Source organism: Spirosoma rhododendri (genome assembly GCF_012849055.1).
Lineage (GTDB): Bacteria > Bacteroidota > Bacteroidia > Cytophagales > Spirosomataceae > Spirosoma > Spirosoma rhododendri.
In genome coordinates, this window is the sequence record NZ_CP051677.1 from 3,185,483 (window position 1) to 3,207,795 (window position 22,313).

A 22,313-nucleotide genomic window follows, 5' to 3' on the forward strand; every position below is an offset into this window, starting at 1 on the left:
AGTATACACAAAACAGGGTCCGGGCCATGCTTATGGTGGCCCTCCTTTGCGCGGTTGGCATCGTCCGCGCCCAGCCGCCCCGTGGCCCCCTCGTGGTGTCGCCCCAGGTCAACGCCGACAAGTCCGTTACGTTCCGGTATCTGGCTCCATCGGCCAGCGACGTGAAGCTGGGTGCCCAGTTCGAAAAGGCCCCCGTACCGATGACCAAAGACGCGCAGGGCATCTGGAGCGTAACGGTTGGCCCAGTAAAGCCTGACATCTACCCGTATAGTTTTTCGGTCGATGGCATAACGGTGATGGACCCGGCCAACGTCGCGTTTTTCCCGAACGAACGCTTCAAGGCCAGTCTGGTCGATATTCCCGGCGATACCCCCCTGATTCATAGCTTAAAGGACGTACCCCACGGGTCGGTCAGCTACGAATACTACCCCTCTGTCGAGGGTACTACCGGGTCGCTGGTGGTGTACACCCCACCGGGCTACGACAAAAATCCGAAGGCGAAGTACCCCGTTTATTACCTCATCAGTGGTACGACCGATACCGAAGAAACCTTCTTCAAGGTCGGCCATACCAACCTGATTCTCGATAACCTGATTGCCGAGGGCAAAGCCAAACCGATGGTTATCGTGATGCCCAACGGCAACATTGCGGCCCGGCTGGCCGAGCAGAAGGGCGGTTCCAAACCCGCCGACCCAATCGGCCGCGACAACCCCGAAGCGGTAAAGCGGGCCAACGATTTCGGGGCTGATTTGACCGGAAACATTATCCCCTACATCGAGAAAAACTACCGAACGCTGGCCAATCGCGAAAACCGGGCAATCGGTGGGTTTTCGCGCGGGGGCGGCCAAACGCTGCGGACGGCCTTCAGCAACATGGACAAGTTTGCGTGGGTCTGCGCCTACAGTGCGTACCTGTCGCCAACGGAAATGGAGCGCAGCTACAGCCCCATCGTAACCAACGTAGCCAATACCAACAAGCAGCTTAAATTACTGTGGGTCAGCGTGGGTAGCGACGATTTTCTGTACAAAGGCACGGTCGAATTTATGGACTACCTGAAGGCGAAAAACGTGAACTACAAAAGCCTGATTACCGACGGTGGCCACACCTGGATGAACGTTAAAACGTACGTTGCCGCCACCACTCCGCTGTTGTTTCAGCCCTAAACCCATCGCCCATGAAACGCATTGTATATCTGTTGCAGGCCGTTCTTTTTTCGGGCGTTACGGCTGTCGCCCAGCAACGTCCCCCGGCCATCAGCTCGCCCGACGTGCATCCCGACCATAGCATTACGTTCCGGTATTTCTCGCGGAATGCGAAGAAAGTGACGGTAAACGGCGAATTTCTGAAAGCACCCGTTGCCCTGATGAAAGACACGTCGGGCGTCTGGAGTGTGACCGTGCCGCCCGTTACGCCCGACATTTACCCCTACAGTTTCCGGGTAGACAGCGTGGAACTGGCTGACCCCAGCAACACCTACATTTTCGCCAACGAGCGTTTCAAGCGCAGCATCGTCGACGTGCCAGGCGATAAGCCGCTGGTGCATTCGCTGCAAAACGTACCGCACGGAAAGGTCAGCTACCGGTACTACAAATCCGGTACGCTGGGAACCACCCGGCAGTTGCTGGTGTACACCCCGCCCGGTTTCGACCCGAACGGCAAAACGAAGTACCCGGTGCTGTACCTGATTCACGGCGGCTCTGACACCGAAGAAACGTGGACTAAAGTCGGCCGCGCCAACCTGATCGCTGATAACCTGATCGCGCAGGGCAAAGCCAAACCGATGCTGATTGTAATGCCCTACGGCAACGTCCGCCCCGCGCCGATGGCCGACTTTACGAAGGATATGGTTAGCGACATCGTCCCGTTTGTCGAAGCCAATTACCCCGTCGTCAAAGAGAGTAAAGGCCGGGCAGTGGCTGGTTTTTCGGTCGGTGGTGGGCAGACGCTGAACATCGGCCTGACCAACCCCGAAACGTTCGCCTATGTCTGTTCCTACGCGCCCTACACCGCCACCGACGAGTTCAAAAAGAACTTCACCAACTGGTCGCCCAACGCAGATGCGCTGAACAAGCAACTGAAACTATTCACGATCAGCGTCGGCACGGACGATTTTCTGTACGAGCCGGTGAAGCAGAACATCGCTATGTTCAACGAGAAGAAGGTCGCCGTCAAACCGCTTATCGTCCCCGGCGGGCACACCTGGATGAACTGCAAACTGTACCTCGCCAACACGTTGCCGCAACTGTTCAGGTAGGCGTCTTACCATCGTTTTTTGTCATCCCGACCGGTCCGTCGGTGCGGCAGGAGGGATCTTCGGTAACAGGCGGCTCTAACCAGTCAAAGCTCAAAACAGCCTACTAGCGAAGATCCCTCCTGCCGCACCGGCGGACCGGTCGGGATGACAAAAAACGATGACAAAAAAAACACTCAAAAAGCATTACCCTTAACCAATAAAACAATGAATCGTAAAAACACAGCGGCCGTACTTGTTGCCGCCTTACTCAGCGCGAACAGCTTCGCGCAGACAACGTCGTCGGCCCCGGCCGAAGATTTCAAGCCCTCGGCGCTGAATCAGCCGGGGCAGGAATACCCGCAGGTAAACTCGCAGGGGTACGCCCGTTTCCGCATCAACGCACCCAAGGCCGACAGCGTGAAAGTAAGCCTGGGACTGGGCGGGCGGGGCGGTACGCGCCTGACCAAAGGGGCCGACGGCTTCTGGACCGGCACCACCGAAGGCCCGATGGATGAGGGTTTCCACTACTACAACGTGACCATCGACGGCGGCAAATTCAACGACCCCGGTGCGCAGAACTATTACGGCTCCGTGCGGTGGGAAAGTGGTATCGAGATTCCGGCCCACGATCAGGCGTTTTACGAACTGAAAGCGGTTCCGCATGGTAACGTGCAGCAGATCCTCTTCCCCTCGAAAAGCACCAACACCTCGCGCCGGGCGTTTGTGTATACCCCGCCGGGCTACGAGAAAGACAAGTCGAAAAAGTACCCGGTGCTGTACCTGCAACACGGCTGGGGCGAAGACGAAACCGCCTGGAGCAATCAGGGTCACGCCAACCTGATTATGGACAACCTGATTGCCGAGAACAAGACCAAGCCGTTCATCATCGTGATGACCTACGGCATGACCAACGAGGTGAAATTCGGCAAGATCCGCGAGTTCAAAATCGACCCGTTCCAGACCGTCCTGACCGATGAGCTGATCCCGTACGTCGACGCCAATTTCCGCACCCTCGCCAACCGCGACAACCGGGCGATGGCCGGGCTCTCGATGGGCGGTATGGAAACCAAGATGATTACGCTTAACAAGCCGGAGCTGTTTGGGTATTACGGCCTGCTCAGCGGTGGTCTCTACAATCCCGAAGACCTCAACGGCAAGGCTAAACCAAAGCTCGTCTTCGTTAGCTGCGGCAGCCGGGAGCGTCCCGACGGCGTGAAAAAGGCGGCTACCGATCTGACAGCCGCCGGGTACAAGGCCGTGTCGTACGTATCGGAAAACACCGGCCACGAGTTCCAGACCTGGCGCCGTAGCCTTCACGAACTAGCCCCGATGCTGTTCAACTAGCAGGGGTTCCTTTCTGGTCCTAAATTACCTCTAAATCACTCGAGAGGCTGTTGGGCGTCTTTTTGTCATCCCGACCGGTCCGCCGGTGCGGCAGGAGGGATCTTCGGTAAGAGGCTGTTTTGAGCGCTTACTGAATAAGATCGTCTGCTACCGAAGATCCCTCCTGTCGTCGGGATGACAAAAACGCTTCCCCAAACAATCCCTGTCAGTTGACTGAGTGGTAACAGACAGCAAAACAACCCCATTTTCTTACGATGAAAACCAACTCAATGCAGAAAAAGCTGATGTTGCCGCTGGTGCTTGTTCTCTTTGGCTTGCTGACAACTTCTCTCAGTTTCGCGCAACAGAAAACCACGCCCAACTACGCTGGAAAGTCAGCATTGCCGGCGGGGAAATACCGGAATCTGTTTCGGGAAGCAGGCTATAAACCCGCCGACATCGACGCGAAAGTGGCCAAAGCGTATCACGACGTTTTCGAGGGCCCCAGCAAGGTGTATTTCGAAGTCGGTGATACGATGGCCTACGTGTCGGACGTGAAAAACCACGATGCCCGTACTGAGGGCATGTCCTACGGAATGATGGTCGCCGTGCAACTCGATAAAAAGGATGTTTTCGATCGGCTTTGGCGTTGGTCGAAACGGTATCTGCAACACCAGAGCGGCCCGCGTGAAGCCTACTTTGCGTGGAGTATCAACCCGGCGACGATGAAGAAAAACTCGGAAGGGTCGGCCTCCGACGGTGAGCTGTACTATATTACGAGTTTGCTGTTTGCGGCCAACCGCTGGGGCAACAACACAGGCATCAACTATTACGGCGAAGCCCGGCGGATTCTGGATGCGATGTGGAAAAAAGACGGCACCGGCAACATTCGGAACCTCATCAATACCGAACACAAGCAGATCACGTTTGTGCCCGAAGGAAACGGCTACGACTGGACCGACCCCTCGTATCACCTGCCCGTTTTTTATGAAATATGGGCGGCCTACGCCAACGACGGGCACGAAGCCTTTTACCGGGAATGCGCCGACACGTCGCGGGTGTTTCTGCACCGGGCCTGCCATCCCGTTACCGGCCTGAACGCGGATTACACGGAGTTTAGCGGTAAGCCACACGATACCCGCTGGTCACCCTCGGCGTTTCGGTTCGACTCGTGGCGCGTACCCATGAACATCGCTATGGACTACACCTGGGCGGGGAAAGACGGGGCCTGGCAGGCCGACTACGCCCGCCGGTTTCAGGGCTTTCTGCGCGGGCAGGGTATCAGCACGTTCGGCGATCAGTTTAATCCCGACGGCAGCAAGCCCGAGTTTCTGTTGGCGGCTGGTGGCTTCAAAACGCTGCGGCACTCGCTGGGGTTGGTGTCAACGGCGGCTACGCTTTCGCTGGTCAACAAAGACAAAAACAGCCTTGATTTCGTCCGCGCCCTATGGAACGCCAAACTCGAACCCTACGGCGACGGCTATTTCGACCCCTATTACGACGGGCTGCTGTACCTGTTCAGTCTGATGCACCTAAGCGGGAAATACCAGATTATAACGCCACAAACCCATTAATGACCAACCCTTTACCTCGTCTACCATGAAAGCGTTACTCGCGTCGCTCATCGGGGTTATGGCCCTGGCGTTGCAGGCCCCGGCCCAGACCACCGGTGTGCCGGCACCAACCAATATTCCGGGTCAGAAATACCCGCAGTTGCTGCCCGATAATCGGGTTATGTTTCGGGTCAAAGCGCCAAATGCCCAGAAGGTGCAGATGGATCTGGGTAAGAAGTACGATATGGCGAAAGACACCAGCGGTTTCTGGACCGTGACGACCGAGCCTATCCCCGAAGGATTCCACTATTACTCGCTGGTAGTCGACGGGGTTGCGCTTTGCGATCCGGCCAGCCAGACCTTTTACGGGATGGGCCGGATGGCCAGCGGCATCGATATCCCCGATAAGGACATGGATTATTATCAGGCCCATAACGTACCCCACGGTCAGGTGCGTTCGGTGAATTACTACTCCGGTACCACCAAAGCCTGGCGTCGGGCGAACGTGTACACGCCCCCCGGCTACGACGAAAATCCGAAAAAACGCTACCCGGTGCTGTATTTGCAACATGGCTCCGGCGAAGATGAAACCGGCTGGCCAGCTCAGGGCCGGATGGATTTTATTCTCGACAACCTGATTGCCGAAGGGGCCGCAACGCCCATGATCGTGGTGATGGAACGCGGCTACGCTACCGACCCCACCAAACCCGTCAGCACCACCGGCGGGATGGCGGCCAACGTGTTTCCCGAAGTGCTGGTCGGCGAGGTGATTCCGATGATCGACAAATCATTTCGTACGCTGACGGATCGGAACAACCGGGCGATGGCGGGGCTGTCGATGGGTGGTTTCCAGACGTTTCAGACCACGATGACCAACCTCGATAAGTTTGCCTACATCGGTGGCTTCAGCGGGGCGGGGCGTTTGCAGCCGGGTGCCGACATCAAGCAACTTTACAACGGCGCGTGGGCCGACCCGGATGCGTTCAACAAAAAGATGAAGGTCGTTTACGTGAGCATTGGCACCAAGGAGCCGGAGCGGATGTATACGGGCGTGAAGAACTTCCACGAGAGTCTGGAAAAAGCCGGTATTCGGCACGTGTATTACGAGTCGCCGGGTACATCGCACGAATGGCAGACCTGGCGACGGTCGCTGCGCCAGTATGCGGGCCTGATTTTCAAAAACTAACCTACTTCAGATTCACCGTAAAACAGCATAAACACATGAAAGCATTCGTATACGCATTAGCCATCGTAGGCCTGTGCGGATTTGGCAGCCATGCCCAGACCATCGAAAAAGAAGCCCCGGCGGGTTTCGACGTCGCCCGGACAGACATTGCCCACGGTCGGATCGACTCGGTGCAGTATGCATCGAAAACGGTGGGTACCAGCCGGAAAGCACTGGTGTACACGCCCCCCGGCTTCTCGAAGAAGAAAAAATACCCGGTGCTGTATTTGCTCCACGGCATCGGTGGCGATGAAAAAGAGTGGCTCACTGGCGGCAAACCGCAGGTGATTCTCGATAACCTCTACGCGCAGAACAAACTCGAACCGATGATCGTGGTGATGCCCAACGGGCGGGCCATGAAAGACGACCGGGCAGTGGGCAACATCTTCGACAAAGACAAAGTCGAAGCCTTCGCGACCTTCGAGAAAGATCTGCTCAACGACCTGATTCCGTACGTCGAGAAAACGTACCCGGCCCTGAAAGACCGCGAGCACCGCGCCATCGCGGGTCTGTCGATGGGTGGGGGGCAGTCGCTCAATTTCGGGTTAGGTAACCTGAACAAGTTCGCGTGGGTGGGCGGCTTTTCATCGGCCCCCAACACGAAAACGCCACAGGAACTGGTGCCCGATCTAGAAGCCGCCCAAAAGCAGCTCAAACTACTCTGGATTTCGTGCGGTGACGCCGACGGCCTGATTCCGTTCAGCAAGCGCACGCACGACTACCTCTACCAGCACGACGTACCGCACGTGTACTACGTGGAGCCGGGCGGGCACGATTTCAAGGTCTGGAAAAACGGGCTGTACATGTATTCGCAGTTCCTGTTCAAGCCTGTCGATGTGGCGTCGCTGAACAAATACACGGTGCTGGGTACGCCCGCGTCGTCAAACATCCGGTCGGCGAAGTACCCGCAGATTTTACCCGACAATAGGGTGGTGTTTCGTACGAAAGCGCCTGGTGCCCAGAAGGTGCAGGTCGACCTGGGTAAGAAATACGACATGGTGAAAGACACGGCCGGTTTCTGGTCTGTGACGACCGATTCCATCAGCCGGGGTTTTCACTATTATTCGCTGCTGATCGACGGCCTGCCCGTAGCTGACCCCGCGAGCGAAACCTTCTACGGGATGGGTCGGATGGCGAGCGGTATCGAAATTCCCGACCGCGACGAAGCTTTCTACGCCCTGCGCGACGTTCCCCACGGTGATATCCGCATCAAACGGTACTACTCGAAACCGCTGAACGCCTGGCGCGAGATGTACGTCTATGCGCCACCGGGCTACGACCAGAACGCGAGCCAGAAATACCCGGTGTTGTACCTGCTCCACGGCGGGGGCGAAGACGAACGCGGCTGGTCGACGCAGGGCCGGACGGATCTGATTCTGGACAACCTGATTGCCGCTGGAAAAGCCAAACCCATGCTGATCGTGATGATGGACGGGAATATCCCGAATGCCGGTGGGCTGGCTGGCTTCAACGAAACCGTACTAAAAACCTTCGAGAACGAGTTGAAAGGAGCCGTTATCCCCTTCGTGGAAAGCAACTTCCGCGTCGACGCCGAACCGAAAAGCCGGGCGTTGGCGGGCCTGTCGATGGGCGGTTTGCAGACGCTTTACGCGGGTATCCGAAACACGAATATGTTCTCAAATCTGGGCGTGTTCAGTTCGGGCTGGTTCGCCAACAACCCTAAGCTGTCGGACCCGCAGTATGCGTTTATGAAAGAGAACGCCAGCACGATCAACAGCAACCTGAAACACCTCTGGGTTTCGCAGGGTGGTAAAGAGGACATCGCCCACCAGAACGGACAGATCATGCTGAAAAAGTTCGACGATATGGGCGTCAAATACGAGTACAGCGAATACGCCGGTGGGCATAGCTGGCCCGTCTGGCGGCATGACCTGTACATGTTCGCCCCGCTGCTGTTTCAGTAGGACTCGTCATTCGTGTTCTAATTTTTCGTTTTTTATCATCCCGCATTTTTGTCATCCCGACGCAGGAGGGATCTTCGGTAAGAGCAAGAAAACCGCCTGCTAGCGAACCGGGCCGCCGGAGCGGATCCCTCCTGGCGTCGGGATGACAAAAATGCGGGATGATAAAAACTGGATGGCGGTAAAAACCATCCCCTTAACCTTAACTCATCAAGTTCATGAAAAATCGATACGTGGCGGCTCTGCTGCTGGCGACCGTTGCTCAGTCGGGGAGTCTGTTTGCCCAGAAAATCCCATCGCTGAAAGATGCATTTAAAAAAGACTTCGGCATCGGAACCTGCCTGAACGTGGCGCAGATCGAGGAGCGCGACCCGGAAATGACGGCCTTCATCGCCAGCCAGTTCAACATGGCGACGCCCGAAAACGTCATGAAATCGGCGCTGGTGCATCCGGGCTGGGATACGTATACCTTCGAGATGGCCGATAAGCTGGTCGAGTTCGGGAAGAAGCATAACATCAAAATCAACGGGCATACGCTCGTCTGGCACAGTCAGTTGCCGGGCTTCGTTCGGGGTATTCACAGTCAGGATTCGCTCCGCACGTTCTTTACCGACCACATCAAAACCGTAGCTGGTCGCTACAAAGGCAAGGTCTTTTCGTGGGACGTGGTGAACGAAGCCCTCAACGAGGACGGGACGCTACGGAAGTCGGTGTTTCTCAACTATCTGGGCGACAACTACATCACCGACGCGTTCCGGCTCGCGCAGGAAGCCTCGCCCGGTACGGAACTGTATTACAACGACTACAACAACGAGCAACCCGCCAAACGCGCCGGGTGTATCGCCATCATCAAGAAAATCAAAGACGCCGGGGTGCGTATCGACGGCGTCGGTATTCAGGGGCACTGGCACGTCGGTAAGGTACCACTGGCAGAGATCGAGGAAAGCATCAATCAGTACGCGGCCCTGGGCCTGAAAGTGATGTTCACCGAGCTGGACATCGAGGTGCTGCCCCGCAATTTTCAGGGTGCCGACGTGGGGCAGCGCATGACGGCCAACGCCACGTCTAACCCGTACCCCGACGCGCTGCCCGACTCTGTGCAGACGCAACTGGCGGCTGACTACGAAGCCCTGTTCAAGCTTTTTCTGAAGCACAAAGACAAGGTCAGCCGTGTCACGTTCTGGGGTGTCAACGACGGGGATAGCTGGCTGAATGGCTGGCCCGTTCGCGGCCGGACCAACTACCCGCTTCTCTTCGACCGGAAGAACCAACCCAAACCCGCTTTCTACAAGGTTATTGCGCTGGGGAAGTAACAGGTCAATTAGTCATGAAAAGGGCGTCTGGGGATTATTCCAGACGCCCTTTTGCGGTTTGCTTCCCCCACGATGAGTACGGTTATGCGCTGGTCACTTAGGTATTCGGCTGTAGTTGAGTAGCTTACTGGCCCAGGGGATGAAGTATTGAAAATTTGGAGCGTCGGTATGTCCGCCATCGTGCTGTCGCCAGGCCAGTTGACCATCAAGTAAACCGGTTAGCACGGGGGGCATCTGGCTGGGGCTGTACGCGCTGTTTACGCTCAGATCGCTGGCACCGAGTAGTTTAAATACGGGTCCGGCGGCTACGGTTGCCTTGTAACTCCCCAGCTGATCGAGCCATTTGGCGTCGCCTTTTTCGGGGATGCCGTAGCTCACAAACGTTGGTCTGGGGGCGCACAGAGCCAGCAGCTCGTGCGAATCGATGGGAAGGTCGCACCCCGTTTTTCGCCCGAACGACGATTCGGCTGCCGCGTATTTCAGGTAGTTGCCCGCCATCCAGTGATACTCTCCGCTGCCGGCCAAACTTTCGACGGCTTCGCCAAACACCCGGCGCTGCAATGTAGTCCCGCCTTTCCCCGACGAGCCGATCAGGGCTACGGCAAACCGCTGATCGAAGGCCATCGTAACCAGCGCAGCTTTGCCGTAGCGGGAAACGCCCTCGATCCCCACCTGCTTCGCGTTGACCTGGGGTTCGGTTGCTAGATAATCGAGCGCGCGGGACGCCCCCCACGCCCAGGCCCGCAACGCTCCCCAGTCGTCGGGTTTGCGGGTTTGCCCTTTGTTCGTCAGGCCGATGATGCCCCGCGTCAGGCCCGCGCCGTTGTCCGCCTGAATGCTGCCCGCTTCCAGCAGACAATAGCCCCAGCCTGCCGCCAGCAGTTGCTCCGTAGGGGGTGAGTCGCCGGTTGGGGCGGGGGCAAAGACGTTGGGGCCGGGCAGTCGCGTGATTGGCGCATAAGCCGGATACCGGTCGAAAATAGCTTTCATCTCCGGGTTTTGCCGGATCATCAGTTCCTTGAACGTCGCGTTGATCTTTTCCAGATCGGCGGGCGATGGCTGGGCCGGGGCCGGTAGGGCGGGCGGCAGGAAGCCGAACATCATCAGGACCGGCACCGGCCCTTTCACGTTCTGCGGCAGCACCAGCACCATGTTGATATTGACGTCGATCAACGGATAATCGGTGTTGTCGACGTGGCCGATCAGTTGTTTGGCGACCACCGGAATACGGCCGACCTGCTCGTTGTCTGTCACCTTTACCCGCCACGTCACGGCAGGAATGGTTTTCGGCAACCGCCCGTACATTTCCTGCTCGAAGCTGTCGAGTAACTCCGGCCGACGTACCTGCCACCACTGCTCCGGGGTAGTTACTTTTTTGCCGCCCTTCGTGGTCAGCGCGTCGGGCAGCTGCGGACACGGGTTTGCCGTTGCTTCGTCGTAGTTGGCATGATTAGGGTCAGATTCGTTTCCACTCGGCCCAGGACGTAGTGTTTTGATGCCCAGTTGCTGCATCATGACCGCCTGATCCTGAACAGCCGTCATGGTCTTCAGGGATGGGTATTTACTGCTGTCGATGCTAGCCTGTTGCGCTATCACCCAACCGGGCAAACTGACCAACAGGGTTACGAATTGGTATGTACGCATGGGGTGAATGGTTTAGTATCAACGGGTTGCGAACCCCTAAATCCCTTAAGAGGTTGTTTGGGGAAGGAGTTTTTGTCATCCCTCCTGGCGTCGGGATGACAAAAAAGGTGATTCTAGGATCCTGAAATCGTTCCCCAAACAACCTCTGAAGGGGATTTAGGGGTTTGCGCACCTTCTGTTCAACTGCTTACTTGTCCGTGCGGAACGGGGATGCGGGTAGGCCCTCTTTGTTGGTCAGATTGGCGTTGACCGGGTTATCGGCCCAGGCATAGCGGACATACTGCGGGTTCGGAACGTCATCGCTCGACACGACCACCGTGTTGCCCTCGATTCTGGCGTTGGCCCAGACGAATTTCTTGTCGGCACCGGCAATGGCGAAGTCGCCGGGCGCTTCCCCGTCTCGGGTTGTCAGGCCACCGCCAACGTTGGTAAAGCTGAGCGTGATTTTGTTGCCATCGATGTTGGCCGATTGATAGAGTGGTCCCGACGCAACGATGTTTTCGTGGTAAGCCGTTTTTAGCGCGGTCAGCGCCAGCCGTTCGCCGACGTCTTTTTTGTTGTCGGGGTGAATGTCGTTCCACTCGCCCAGATCGATGGCAACGACCATCGCCGTGTTTGGTACCGACAGCGCACTAAGCTGAGATTCGCGGAGAACGGCCCACCCGCTTTCCGACGGCTGGTAGTTATAGTCCATAAAGCCGGGTAGCTGAACGTACAGGAAAGGGAGCGTACCCTGCTGCCATTTGCCCCGCCAGTCGGCGATCAGGGCGGGCAGTAGCTGGGCGTATTCGGCGGGTTTTCCGGCGTTGCTCTCGCCCTGATACCAGCAAAATCCTTTGATGGTGTACTTGATTTCGGGCGCTACCATCGCGTTGTACAGGGCCGTCGGCTGATTCTGCGCGCTGATACCGCCAGCAAAACCGCCCCCGCCCATAGACGGAAACGCAACGCCAACTTTGTACTGCCACGTTCCTTTCAGGTCGACCGTATCGGCACCGGCGAAGAGACTGTACGGCTTGTCGGGGACGAAGCCGCCTTTGCCGCCGTTGTTGGTGACCCGCACCACGAGTACGTTTTTCCCGGCTTTCAGTACATTGGCGGGCAGCTTGTACCGGCGTTGGGGATACATATACGTCGTCCGACCCACCGATTTGCCGTTGACATACAGTTCATCGGCATCGACGATACGGCCCAGAAAAACCGTCGCGGGTTTGCCGACCATAGCCGCTGGTACGTCGATTTCGCGCCGATACCAGACAATGCCGTTGAGGTCTTTCACGCCCTGATCTTCCCAGTAGCCCGGCACGTTGATCGGCCGCCAGCCTTTCGGCATGTAAGCCGGATCGTACCACTTCGTCGCGCCCGACGTGCCCAGATCGACGGGCGGAGCGGGCCGTGGCATGGCCAATTGTCGGCGCGTCAGGCCGTTGACGTAGCTGGTATCTTTATTTTGGGCCACCGTTGCTTCGAGTGCCGAAAAACTGGTCAACCCGCTTTCACTGATCCAGGCTTCGATAGGCGTTCCGCCGACGCTGGCGTTGATGATGCCCACTGGTATGTTGTACTGCTGGTGAATTTTCTTCGCGAAAAAATAAGCCACCGCCGAGAACGGCCGCACATCCGGCCCCACCGCCTTCTTCCACTGCCCGTTGGGTACGTCGGTTTGCGGGCCTTGCAGGCTGGTGAGCGTCGGTACCCAGAACTGCCGGATTTGCGGATAGTTGGCCGTCGCGATTTCGTTGGCGTAGGTGACGTCGTGGATATTCAGCTGGTGCACCATGTTGCTCTGCCCGCTGCAAAACCAGACGTCGCCGATCAGGATGTCTTTGACGCTAAGCTGGGTGTTGCCTGCGATGTCCATCGTGAACGGCCCACCCGCTTTCATCGACGGTAGCTTAACCTGCCATTTTCCGCTTGCGTCGGTGGTCGTCTTGTAGCTTTTTCCGCTAAAGCGTATTGCGATTTTTTCACCGGGAGAGGCCCATCCCCAGATGTTGAGGGGCGTATCGCGCTGCAACACCATGCCGTCGCTAATCAAACTCGGTAAACGTAATTGAGCCTGTGTTGTCAGATTAACGAGTACGAGCAGACAAATCCAGATGAACGATTTCATTGGGGGAAAAGACGGGTTGTAGGGGGAGTTTTTTTGTCATGGCTCCGGCCACCCGGCCCGACGCCAGGAGGGATCTTCGGAAACAGGCAGTTTTAACTCGCTCCGAAGATCCCTCCTGGCGTCGGGCCGGGTGGCCGGAGCCATGACAAAAAATGATTGAAACAAAAAACGCTAGAAGCGGACTACGCTTTCGTAGGCTTTTTTGGGTTTGCCGGCCTGGTCGAAGAGGAGCGGGTAGTCTTTGCGGCCAGGTACCGGGAAATTGTCGAGCCACGAATAGCGGTCGGTGAGGTTCCAGAACGTGACGCCGGTAATCGTGTTGCGATGCTTGCGGAACACCTCGAACAGCATCTTATACTGTGCTGCCTGCTGGTCGTTCATGGCCGGGGTAAACTCGCTTTTGTCGGTCGGCCGACGTTCCCGGCGTTCGTGTTCTTTGGGGTACACCGACACGTCGACCTCGGTAAATTGCACTTTCAGACCCAGGCTGGCAAACTTCGTAATCGACTCCTCCAACTCCGAACGGGTGGGTTCGTAAATCGACCAGTGCGCCTGTAATCCCACGCCGTCAATAGGTACGCCCTTCGCTTTCAGCTTCTTCAGCAGCTGAAAAATGCGATCCCGCTTGGATGGCGTTTCCGTGTTGTAGTCGTTGTAGAACAGCTGCGCGTTCGGGTCGGCTTCGTGCGCGTACTGAAACATTTTCTCGATGTAATCTTCGCCGATGATTTCCAGAAACCGCGTCTTCCGATATATGGCTGTGCTGGTGTCGGGCACGGCTTCGTTGACCACGTCCCAGGCGTATACCGTGCCTTTGTAGCGGGTCATGACGTCGGTGATGTGCCGTTTCATCCGGGCCAGCAGCACATCGCGGCTCACGGTTTTGCCGGTCGAATCCACGAAAAGCCAGGCTGGTGTCTGGTTGTGCCAGCAGAGTGTGTGGCCCCGCAATTTGATGTTGTTCTGCCTGGCAAAGTCGGCAATGGCGTCGGCGTCTTTCCAGTTGTAGCGATTCTCTTCGGGATGAATTGGCCCTATCTTCATCGCGTTCTCGGGCGTCATACTGTTGAACTGCGCCTTGATTAGCTCGGCGTCGGGGCCGGGTTGCACCATGCGCGGGTTCACGGCAACGCCAATCGGGAAGTAGTCTTTATAATAATCCTTCAACCCTTTCTCGGGGGCCGTCATCGCCGACAGCAGTGGTAACAGGAGTAACGAACGAAAGCGCATGGTTGAGTAGGAAAAGTGCCAAGCGTATCTGCGCTGGGTAAGGTTGAGGGGATTGGCCTAATACGAATTATTTTTTTGTCATGGCTCCGGCCACCCGGCCCGACGTCAGGAGGGATCTTCGGTAATAGGCGGTTTGATTCGTCAATACCAAAGATCCCTCCTGGCGTCGGGATGACAAAAAACGGTCAAAGCAGATGCTTACTTGTACGCGTCGATTGTTTTGATCGTGCCGTCGGGGTTGTAGGTCATTTCGGTGACTTTCACATTCCGCAGGTGCGTCTTGCCCGACAGTTGGATGTCGTGGTAAAACAGGTACCACTTGCCGTCTTTTTCGATGATCGAATGGTGGTTCGTCCAGCCAAGCACCGGCTTCAGCAGTACACCTTTGTAGGTGAAAGGACCGTACGGACTGTCGCCCATCGCGTAGCACAGGTTGTGCGTGTCGCCGGTCGAGTACGAGAAGTAGTACTTGCCTTTGTATTTATGCAGCCAGGCGGCTTCGAAAAAGCGTTTGTCGTTGTCTTTTTCGAGGAATGGCTTGCCGTTTTCGTCCAGCAGTTGAACCGCCTTAACGGGTTCGGCCAGCTCTTTCATGTCAGCAGCCAGCCGGGCTACGCGGGGCAGGTACGCGACTTCTTCAGGCTTTTTCAGCGCCCCTTTCGCGTCGTACTGATTGTTGTCCCACCGCTGTAATTGACCGCCCCAGATGCCGCCGAAATACAGATACGACTTGCCATCGGTATCCTGAAAAACGCAGGGATCGATGCTGTATGTACCTTTCATCGGCTGCGGCTCGGCCTTGAACGGACCCACCGGGCTTTTGCTCGTTGCGACGCCAAGGTGGAACACGTCCTGCTTGTCTTTGACGGGGAAATAGAGGTAATACGTGCCGTTTTTGTAGGCCGCATCCGGTGCCCAAAGCTGCCGCCCTGCCCAGGGGATGTCTTTGATGTCGAGTGCTACGCCATTGTCTTTCACGGGGCCACCGATCTTATCCATCGACAGGATGTGATAATCGCGCATGGCGAAGTGCCCGCCGTCGTCATCTTCCTTGACGTCTTTGGCGTCGATGTCGTGCGAGGGGTAGATGTAAATTTTGCCGTTGAAAACGTGGGCCGATGGGTCAGCGGTGTAGATGTGCGATACCAGCGGCTGCGAAATGGGGGTTTTGCCGGTTTCGGTCTGGGCAAACGTCGATAGCGACAGGCAACTCAGTGCGGCTAGCGCCAATGAAATGCGAATACGTTTCATGCGTGGGTTTTAACTGTAAATAAGTTTCTTACTAATACTTTTCGTAAAAGTGACAAAAGATACTAAAAACCAATCGAGTTACCACCGTCGACGGGGAGCGACGCACCGGTGATATAGCGGGCGGCTTCCGACGCCAGGAAAACGGCCGCCCAGCCAATATCCGACGGCTGGCCAAACGTACCCATCGGCGTCCGGCGCATGGCGCGGGCGAAGCGGTCGGGGTCGCCACCCATCGCCGTTTTGCTCATGGCCGTTTCGATGAAACCCGGCGCAATGGCATTCACCCGCACGCCTTTGCCCGACCATTCCGACGCCAGAATTTTGACCATTCCTTCCACCGCCGACTTCGACGCGCCGTATGCCGCGACCCGGTCGATACCGTAGTAAGCCGCCATCGACGAAATCATAATCACGACACCGCTGTTTCGCTCGACCATGCGGGTAGCACAGGCGCGTGTCAGCGAAAAAACGGCGTTTAGATTGGTGTGTACCACCCGGTCGAATTCGTCGTCGGTGACGTCCAGCGCGGGCTTTTTCATGTTGATGCCCGCGTTGTTGACCAGAATATCAATGGGGCCGTGCTGACGTTCGATGGTGTCGACCAGTTGGTCCAGTTCAGCGCGCACCGTTACGTCATTGACCATGTAATTCGCTTTGGGCCCCAGCGTCTCGACCGCGTCGATCAGGGGTTGTTCCCGGCGACCCGTCACGATGACGTCGGCTCCGGCAAGGGTCATGCACCGGGCAATGTCGAAGCCGATGCCGCTGCCCCCGCCGGTAATGAGCGCGCGCTTGCCTTCCAGCGAAAAAACGGCTGGCGCGGATGTGAGCAGTGCCGTGTCGGCTGCTTGTTCGTTGGTAGTCATCTAGCGTAGTAAGTAAATATCAACAGATTTTTTTACGTCGTCCAGCGTCTGTTCGGGCTGTTTGAACGGCTTGGGAACGGGCTTTTTCGCAAACTCCTGGAGGTACAGCACCCAGGCATCGCGCCACCAGATCGCTTCCCTATGCTGCGTCGCCAGCCGGCCCGCTACGTCGGTGTACAGCACCGGGTCGAGGGCGGGTTTTGCCAGTGTCCATTCCTGCTGGAGCCAGCGCACTGAGTCGGCACTGGTGTAGAAGCGGGTGCAGAGTTCATCCCAGAGCGTGCGGCCCGTTGAGAGTTGTTTGGTCCAGGGAACATGGTGAAACCACAGCAGGTAGGGCAGGGGACAGTTGTCGACGTTTTCCCACTGCCGACGCACCTCCGGGCGATACTGCGCCAGCGCATTGCTGCCCGTCGCTGTCCGGTCGAAACCCAGCCCGACGGAATCGGCCCGGTGGTAGTAAACGGCTGTCCAGTCGGGGCGGGGGCTCTTGTTCTGCCAGGGTTCGGGGGCGAAGTGAACCCCCGTCCAGGGGCGCGACAGGCCGATGGGGGCGTTGTAATCGACGTAGATATCCCGCGACCGGAGCAGCATGGCCCTAACGTGCGAAACGGCCTGTGGCTGTCGGGTAAGCGTCATGTTGACCCATTCGTCGGCAATGGCGGCTGAGGTCAGCGTATGATCCCAGGCGATCCGGCCGAACGCGTACCAGTTGGCCTGCGCCAGTGGGTTACCGGTCCAGTTGCGGTCGGAACCCGTGTTGGCTACCCCCGCCATGAGCGTCTGCGAATAACCGTGCAGGCTCCCATCGATAACCCGCGCCACCGTCGATCCTTTGCCAGCCGCGTAGGTATCCGACTCCAGGCACTCCTTGAACACGGGCGCTTCGTAGACGAGGTGCGTAGCAAAGCCGAGGTACTCCTGCGTCAGCTGAAACTCGATGCCCAGCGGGGTTTTGGGCATGGCCCCGAACAGGGGCGAAAAGGGTTCGCGGGGCTGAAAATCAATCGGCCCGTTCTTGACCTGCACGATCACTTTCGGGTCGAATTGCCCATCGAACGGCGTAAACTCTTCGTAGGCGGCTTTGAACCGGTCGCCCGTTGGGTCGGCTTTGTAAACGAATGCCCGCCAGATCACCACGCCCGGAAACGGCTTCATGGCAGCCGCCAGCATGTTGGCCCCGTCGACGTGCGTACGGCCGTAGTCCTGCGGGCCGGGTTCACCCTCCGAATTGGCTTTCACCAGAAAACCGCCGAAGTCCGGGATGTAGCGGTGAATTTCGGCGGTTTTGTCGGTCCACCATTTCCTTACCTCCGGGTCGAGGGGATCGGATGTTTTAAGGCCACCCAGCGTTTTGGGAGCCGCGAAATACACCGACAGATACACCTTGATGCCGTAGGGTCGCATAACGCCGGCCAGGGCGGCTACCTTTTGCAGGTACTCGCCCGTCAGCATCCGCGCACTGGCGTTGACGTTGTTGACAACGGTGCCGTTGATGCCCAGCGACGCATTGGCGCGGGCGTAGTCTTTGTAGCGGGGGTCGATGGTTTCGGGCAATTCCGACCATTTCCAGAGCGACCCGCCCGCGTAACCCCGCTCGATGGTGCCGTTGGGATTATCCCAGTGATTCAGCATCCGCAGCTTTACTTTTGGACTGCTCACCAGATTGATCGCGTCGACGGATTGGCCGGTCTGCAACTGGCGGAGCAGCGCAAACGTACCGTACAGCACGCCCACGTCGGTTTTGCCCATTACCAGAATATTCCCCTGCCGCTTCACGATCCGGTAGCCTTCCTCGTTTAGTTCGTTGGCATCGGCACCGGAAACACCCACCGTCAGCACGATGCCGCCCTGCCGGGTTCCGGCGCTGGGAAGGGTAGGCACAGTTGTACCCAGCAAGCCCTGTAAACCCAACTGTAACTCATTGGTCGCCGATTTCAGGACGGGTGATGAGCCGCTGACCGCGATAAACTGAGCCGACCGGGCGTATCCCGACCGGACGGTAGCATCAGTAAGTCGGTCGTATTTGAGCCAGAGCCGGTACCCATCGTCTGCAAACGTAAGGTGAGTCAGGAGCAGCAGGCCAATCAGCAATAGTCGGTTCATGAATGGGTATTAGTAGCGGTTATGGTTGGTTTTACTTTTTCATTTTCTTTCTGTCATCCCGAGCTTGCGACCGGGCCGCCGGAGCGGGGATCTTCGGTAACACGCAGCTCTGCTCGACATTCCCGAAGATCCCTCGGCACCGGCCGCCCGGCTGCGTCGGGATGACAAAGACGCTGGGATTACAGCAGGAATAGTTGGCTCACTTGTGACTCATGGTTGGTGCATCGCGCCGGAAGCTTTCGGGTGGCCCTAGGTAACTGGGCTTGACACCACCCCGGTCGATGACGAATTTCTGCACGACAACCGCCGGATCGACCAGCCAGTACTTTAGCGTGTGTTCCCCCGGCTTCGTCAAGCGGTGTTTGGTTGTCAGGATACGGATGTTGTTGGCGACCGACTGCTCCCAGACCCGCCCAGTTTCGTTGGCGTGCATATTAACGATTTGGGGCGTTTCATCGTCGAACGAGATGGCGAAACGCAGGCCCTTATTGTCGTTGAAATTCAGCGTTGGCGATACGTAGGTCTGTACCTGCACCATACCACTGTCGGCCAGAATCACCTGATACGTCAGCCGGGGCGACTGTCCGCCGGGTTGCTCGATGGCAGGCGTTGTGACCGGGGAACTGGTCATGCCCCCCGCCGTACGGCCAATGTCGGGTAGTCGCTGCCAGGTAGCTGTGGCGGTTTGGGTCGTATGCGTCGGGTGTTCGGCGTCGATGGAAACGTAGCCGTTGCTTTCCACGAATCCAACCGCCGGATCGAGCAGGGGAGACGCCGGGTTGTTGACAACCGCCTGCACGACAACCCGTTGCCCGTTGGGGCCGGTCAGTGTAATCGGTACCTGCTGCGTACCGGCGGGTGCCTGTTTCCAGTTGACACCGACAAGTAGTCGCGTTTCCTGCCCGACGGTTCCCCCGGTCGTCGACAGGGTAAGCCAGGGAGCACCGGCGCTGGCCTGGAACGTAAACGGCGTTTGCCCCCGGTTGAAGAGGTCGATGTAGTATGTCTGCTGATTGTATTTGTCGAAGGTCGGCAACGTCAGTGAACTGCCCGCGCTGCCGGGAAACCAGTCGTCGCTGCCTTCGACGGTAAGACCCATATCGGCGGGTGTCGGTACGCTGATCGTTTCGGTCTTCGGCATAGCGTTTTGGTTTGGCTGTTGCCAGTAGGTGTAGCCAATGTGGGTTTGGTCCATCATGTGCGTCCATTTGCCACCGGCCAGCGTATCGTTGTAGAAGCGCGTGATCTGCGCATCCCGCTCAAACAGCTTTTTTACCCGGTCGGCAAGGCTGTTCGCAGCCGACCGGCCCTGTTTGACGTACAGCCGGTTCCGACCCGCTGTTACGTAGAGTTCGTTCAGTGTCGCGCTGGCCTTGACGGGGTGGAGCACCAGTTGAAAATAAGCGTCCTGATAGGATGTAGGTAAGTCCTTCCCAATGCGTTCGGCCTCGCTGAGCAGTTGGTTATAGTCGGCCACGACGCGCTCAGCTTCACGGTAGTGAGTCAGGCTGTACGTGTCCGGGCTGAGCAGTTCGGGCTTGCGCCGGGCGTTGTACTGCGTGTAGGTCGTCAGGATGCGGGCAATGGCTTCGGCGTGTTTTGGGCCGAACTGCTGCTGAGCCCACAGCCGTGTGTAGTCCGTTAGTTTGTCGGCGGGCCAGGCGTTGGGGTTCCAGGCGTAGTCGAGGAAGAATTCGATGGGAAACTCCATCGGTTTGATATCACCCACGTTCACGATCCAGATTTGATCGACGCCGTGTTCGTAAGCCAGGTGCATCTGTTCCCGCGTCCGGGCAATGGTGTTGGTGTTGAGCCACTTGTAGTTGCGGGGACCGCCTACGTAATCGTAGTGGTAATAGATGCCGTACCCGCCTTTGCGTTTCGGCGTACCCACGGTTGGTAACTTACGAAGGTTACCCCAGTTGTCGTCGCAGAGTAGCAGCGTTACGTCGTCGGGAACGCGCATGCCTTTGTCGTAGTAGTCCTGCACTTCCTTGTAGAGCGCCCATGACTGAGGTGTTTCGGCTGCCGGTTTGCCCGTTACGTCGCTGATAATGGTGCGCTGATCGGCTACGATTTTTTCGAGCAGGGCGGTGGCGGTTTCGCGGCTCATGGGTTCGTCGCCGTCGCCCCGCATTCCGACGCTCAGGATACTTTCGTTGGTGCCCATCCGCTCGACGCTTTTGCGCCAGAAGGCCCGCAGCGTCGAATCGTTAGTCTGGTAATTCCACGGCCCCTTGCCGTACCGACGCCATTCGTCGTGCGCCCGCATCAGCGGCTCGTGGTGCGACGTACCGATCACGACGCCGTATTCGTCGGCCAGCTTGGGGTTCTGCGGATCGTCGTCGTAGAAGGCGTTGCCCCACATGGCAGGCCACAGGTAATTGCCTTTCAGCCGCAGAATCAGCTCGAATACGTGTTCGTAAAACTGGTGGTTAAACCCGCCGAATTTGGCTTTCGTCCAGCCCGAGAGGGCAGGGGCCTCGTCGTTGATGAAGATGCCCCGGTATTTCACCGCCGGTGTGCCTGCCGTGTGCCGACCCGGCAGCACGTACAGCGCCTTCTGGGTCTGTACCGGTACGTCGGCCCACCAATGCCAGGGCGAAACACCAATTTGCGCCGACAGGTCATACAGGCCGTAGATGGTCCCGCGTTTGTCGCTGCCCGCAATGACCAGCGCCGGGTCGACGCCCGGCATGGGGTTGTCGACAACCTGCGTGACGTACGTTTCCCACTTGCCGACAAGCCCGGAAAGGTCAATTTTCTTGTCGCTGACCAGCTTATCGATCAGCGGACTCTTACCGAGCGTGCCGACCAGTATCAATTCCTTTGGATCTTTCGAATCAGGCGACGGAGCCGGTTTAGCCCCCGTTACCCGAATGATGTCGGCTTCCAGACTTTTCATGGCCCGGCGCACCCCGGCGTATTCGTCAGGACCCGTCAACATGGCGGCTACCTGCCCCTTTAACGTGAGCGGAAACCGACCCTTGCCAGCCTGGGTAGCTACGTACTGGCCGGGAGTGACGGCAAAACTTTGAATCCACAGATTCAGGATGAGCAGCGTAAACAGCAGACGTTTCATACGGCAGACGATCGGGTCGTCTCAGCGATCAGCGTTGAGTTGTGGTTCTTGAGTTAGTACTTCATGGGCAGGCCGGGAAGCTGGGTACGCAAAGTGAGCCTGTCATACCAGATACGATGCCCAACCGTTGCCGCCCGCTGTTTCACTTAGTAGATTAGGCTGCTTGTTTAAAAAAGCGATAGCAGCAAGCCTACCACAGATATTCTTATTGTACAAATGTTTTCAAGAAAATGTAAATATGCAATCGATTGCAGAATTTTCGTGCAAATTGAGCTCCCGTTTTTGACCCGTATTGACTAATGGGCAGTTGATGCATAGTCAGTCGTACTTAATTTTAGGGATCGACTCTGGTTTTGCAACTATGCAATTCATGAACGAGGTACACTGAAAATTACACCTGTCAGCCTGTACACCTACCTAACTTTACGCACTGATCGCGGTCGGTGATCGTC

At 57.3% G+C, this 22,313-nt stretch carries 14 protein-coding genes; 7 read left to right on the top strand and 7 right to left on the bottom strand.

Features of this window, described 5'->3' with window-relative positions:
- Positions 1 to 26: 26 nt before the first annotated feature.
- The 7 genes from HH216_RS13160 (at position 27) to HH216_RS13190 (ending at position 9,569) form a co-directional block, all read left to right on the top strand.
- The gene (locus HH216_RS13160; protein ID WP_408641794.1) at positions 27 to 1,163 is read left to right on the top strand and encodes an alpha/beta hydrolase-fold protein; all 1,137 of its coding nucleotides are present in this window, start codon (positions 27 to 29) and stop codon (positions 1,161 to 1,163) included.
- Positions 1,164 to 1,174: 11 nt separating this feature from the next.
- Positions 1,175 to 2,254, top strand: coding sequence for an alpha/beta hydrolase (locus HH216_RS13165; protein ID WP_169551220.1), 1,080 nt, complete (start codon positions 1,175 to 1,177; stop codon positions 2,252 to 2,254).
- A 204-nt stretch (positions 2,255 to 2,458) separates the two neighbouring features.
- Positions 2,459 to 3,577 (top strand): alpha/beta hydrolase-fold protein, encoded by a 1,119-nt coding sequence (locus HH216_RS13170; RefSeq protein ID WP_169551221.1) that lies wholly within the window; start codon positions 2,459 to 2,461, stop codon positions 3,575 to 3,577.
- A 254-nt stretch (positions 3,578 to 3,831) separates the two neighbouring features.
- Positions 3,832 to 5,130, top strand: a complete 1,299-nt coding sequence (locus HH216_RS13175) for a glycosyl hydrolase family 8 (protein ID WP_217371860.1) — start codon at positions 3,832 to 3,834, stop codon at positions 5,128 to 5,130.
- 25 nt (positions 5,131 to 5,155) lie between these two features.
- Complete coding sequence (locus HH216_RS13180) at positions 5,156 to 6,295, top strand: alpha/beta hydrolase-fold protein (RefSeq protein WP_169551222.1); 1,140 nt, start codon at positions 5,156 to 5,158, stop codon at positions 6,293 to 6,295.
- 35 nt (positions 6,296 to 6,330) lie between these two features.
- Positions 6,331 to 8,259 carry an alpha/beta hydrolase-fold protein gene (locus tag HH216_RS13185; protein WP_169551223.1) on the top strand — a complete coding sequence of 643 codons (1,929 nt, stop codon included), beginning with the start codon at positions 6,331 to 6,333 and terminating at the stop codon, positions 8,257 to 8,259.
- A 215-nt stretch (positions 8,260 to 8,474) separates the two neighbouring features.
- Positions 8,475 to 9,569 carry an endo-1,4-beta-xylanase gene (locus HH216_RS13190; RefSeq protein WP_169551224.1) on the top strand — a complete coding sequence of 365 codons (1,095 nt, stop codon included), beginning with the start codon at positions 8,475 to 8,477 and terminating at the stop codon, positions 9,567 to 9,569.
- A gap of 93 nt (positions 9,570 to 9,662) precedes the next feature.
- Here the strand turns inward: HH216_RS13190 and HH216_RS13195 are convergent, their stop codons facing one another.
- The 7 genes from HH216_RS13195 to HH216_RS13225 form a co-directional block, all read right to left on the bottom strand.
- On the bottom strand, positions 9,663 to 11,213 hold the full coding sequence (locus HH216_RS13195) for a glucuronyl esterase domain-containing protein (RefSeq protein WP_169551225.1): 1,551 nt from the start codon (positions 11,211 to 11,213) through the stop codon (positions 9,663 to 9,665).
- Between the two features lie 187 nt (positions 11,214 to 11,400).
- Positions 11,401 to 13,326 carry a sialate O-acetylesterase gene (locus tag HH216_RS13200; RefSeq protein WP_169551226.1) on the bottom strand — a complete coding sequence of 642 codons (1,926 nt, stop codon included), beginning with the start codon at positions 13,324 to 13,326 and terminating at the stop codon, positions 11,401 to 11,403.
- 171 nt (positions 13,327 to 13,497) lie between these two features.
- A complete protein-coding gene (locus tag HH216_RS13205; protein WP_169551227.1) occupies positions 13,498 to 14,556 on the bottom strand; it encodes an endo-1,4-beta-xylanase in 1,059 nt (352 codons plus the stop codon).
- 198 nt (positions 14,557 to 14,754) lie between these two features.
- Positions 14,755 to 15,807 (bottom strand): glycoside hydrolase family 43 protein, encoded by a 1,053-nt coding sequence (locus HH216_RS13210; protein WP_169551228.1) that lies wholly within the window; start codon positions 15,805 to 15,807, stop codon positions 14,755 to 14,757.
- A 62-nt stretch (positions 15,808 to 15,869) separates the two neighbouring features.
- Complete coding sequence (locus HH216_RS13215) at positions 15,870 to 16,673, bottom strand: SDR family NAD(P)-dependent oxidoreductase (RefSeq protein WP_169551229.1); 804 nt, start codon at positions 16,671 to 16,673, stop codon at positions 15,870 to 15,872.
- Positions 16,674 to 18,779, bottom strand: a complete 2,106-nt coding sequence (locus HH216_RS13220) for an alpha-glucuronidase family glycosyl hydrolase (RefSeq protein WP_169551230.1) — start codon at positions 18,777 to 18,779, stop codon at positions 16,674 to 16,676.
- Positions 18,780 to 18,978: 199 nt separating this feature from the next.
- Entirely contained in the window at positions 18,979 to 21,861 is a 2,883-nt protein-coding gene (locus tag HH216_RS13225; RefSeq protein WP_169551231.1) for a glycosyl hydrolase 115 family protein, read from the bottom strand.
- Positions 21,862 to 22,313: the final 452 nt, after the last annotated feature.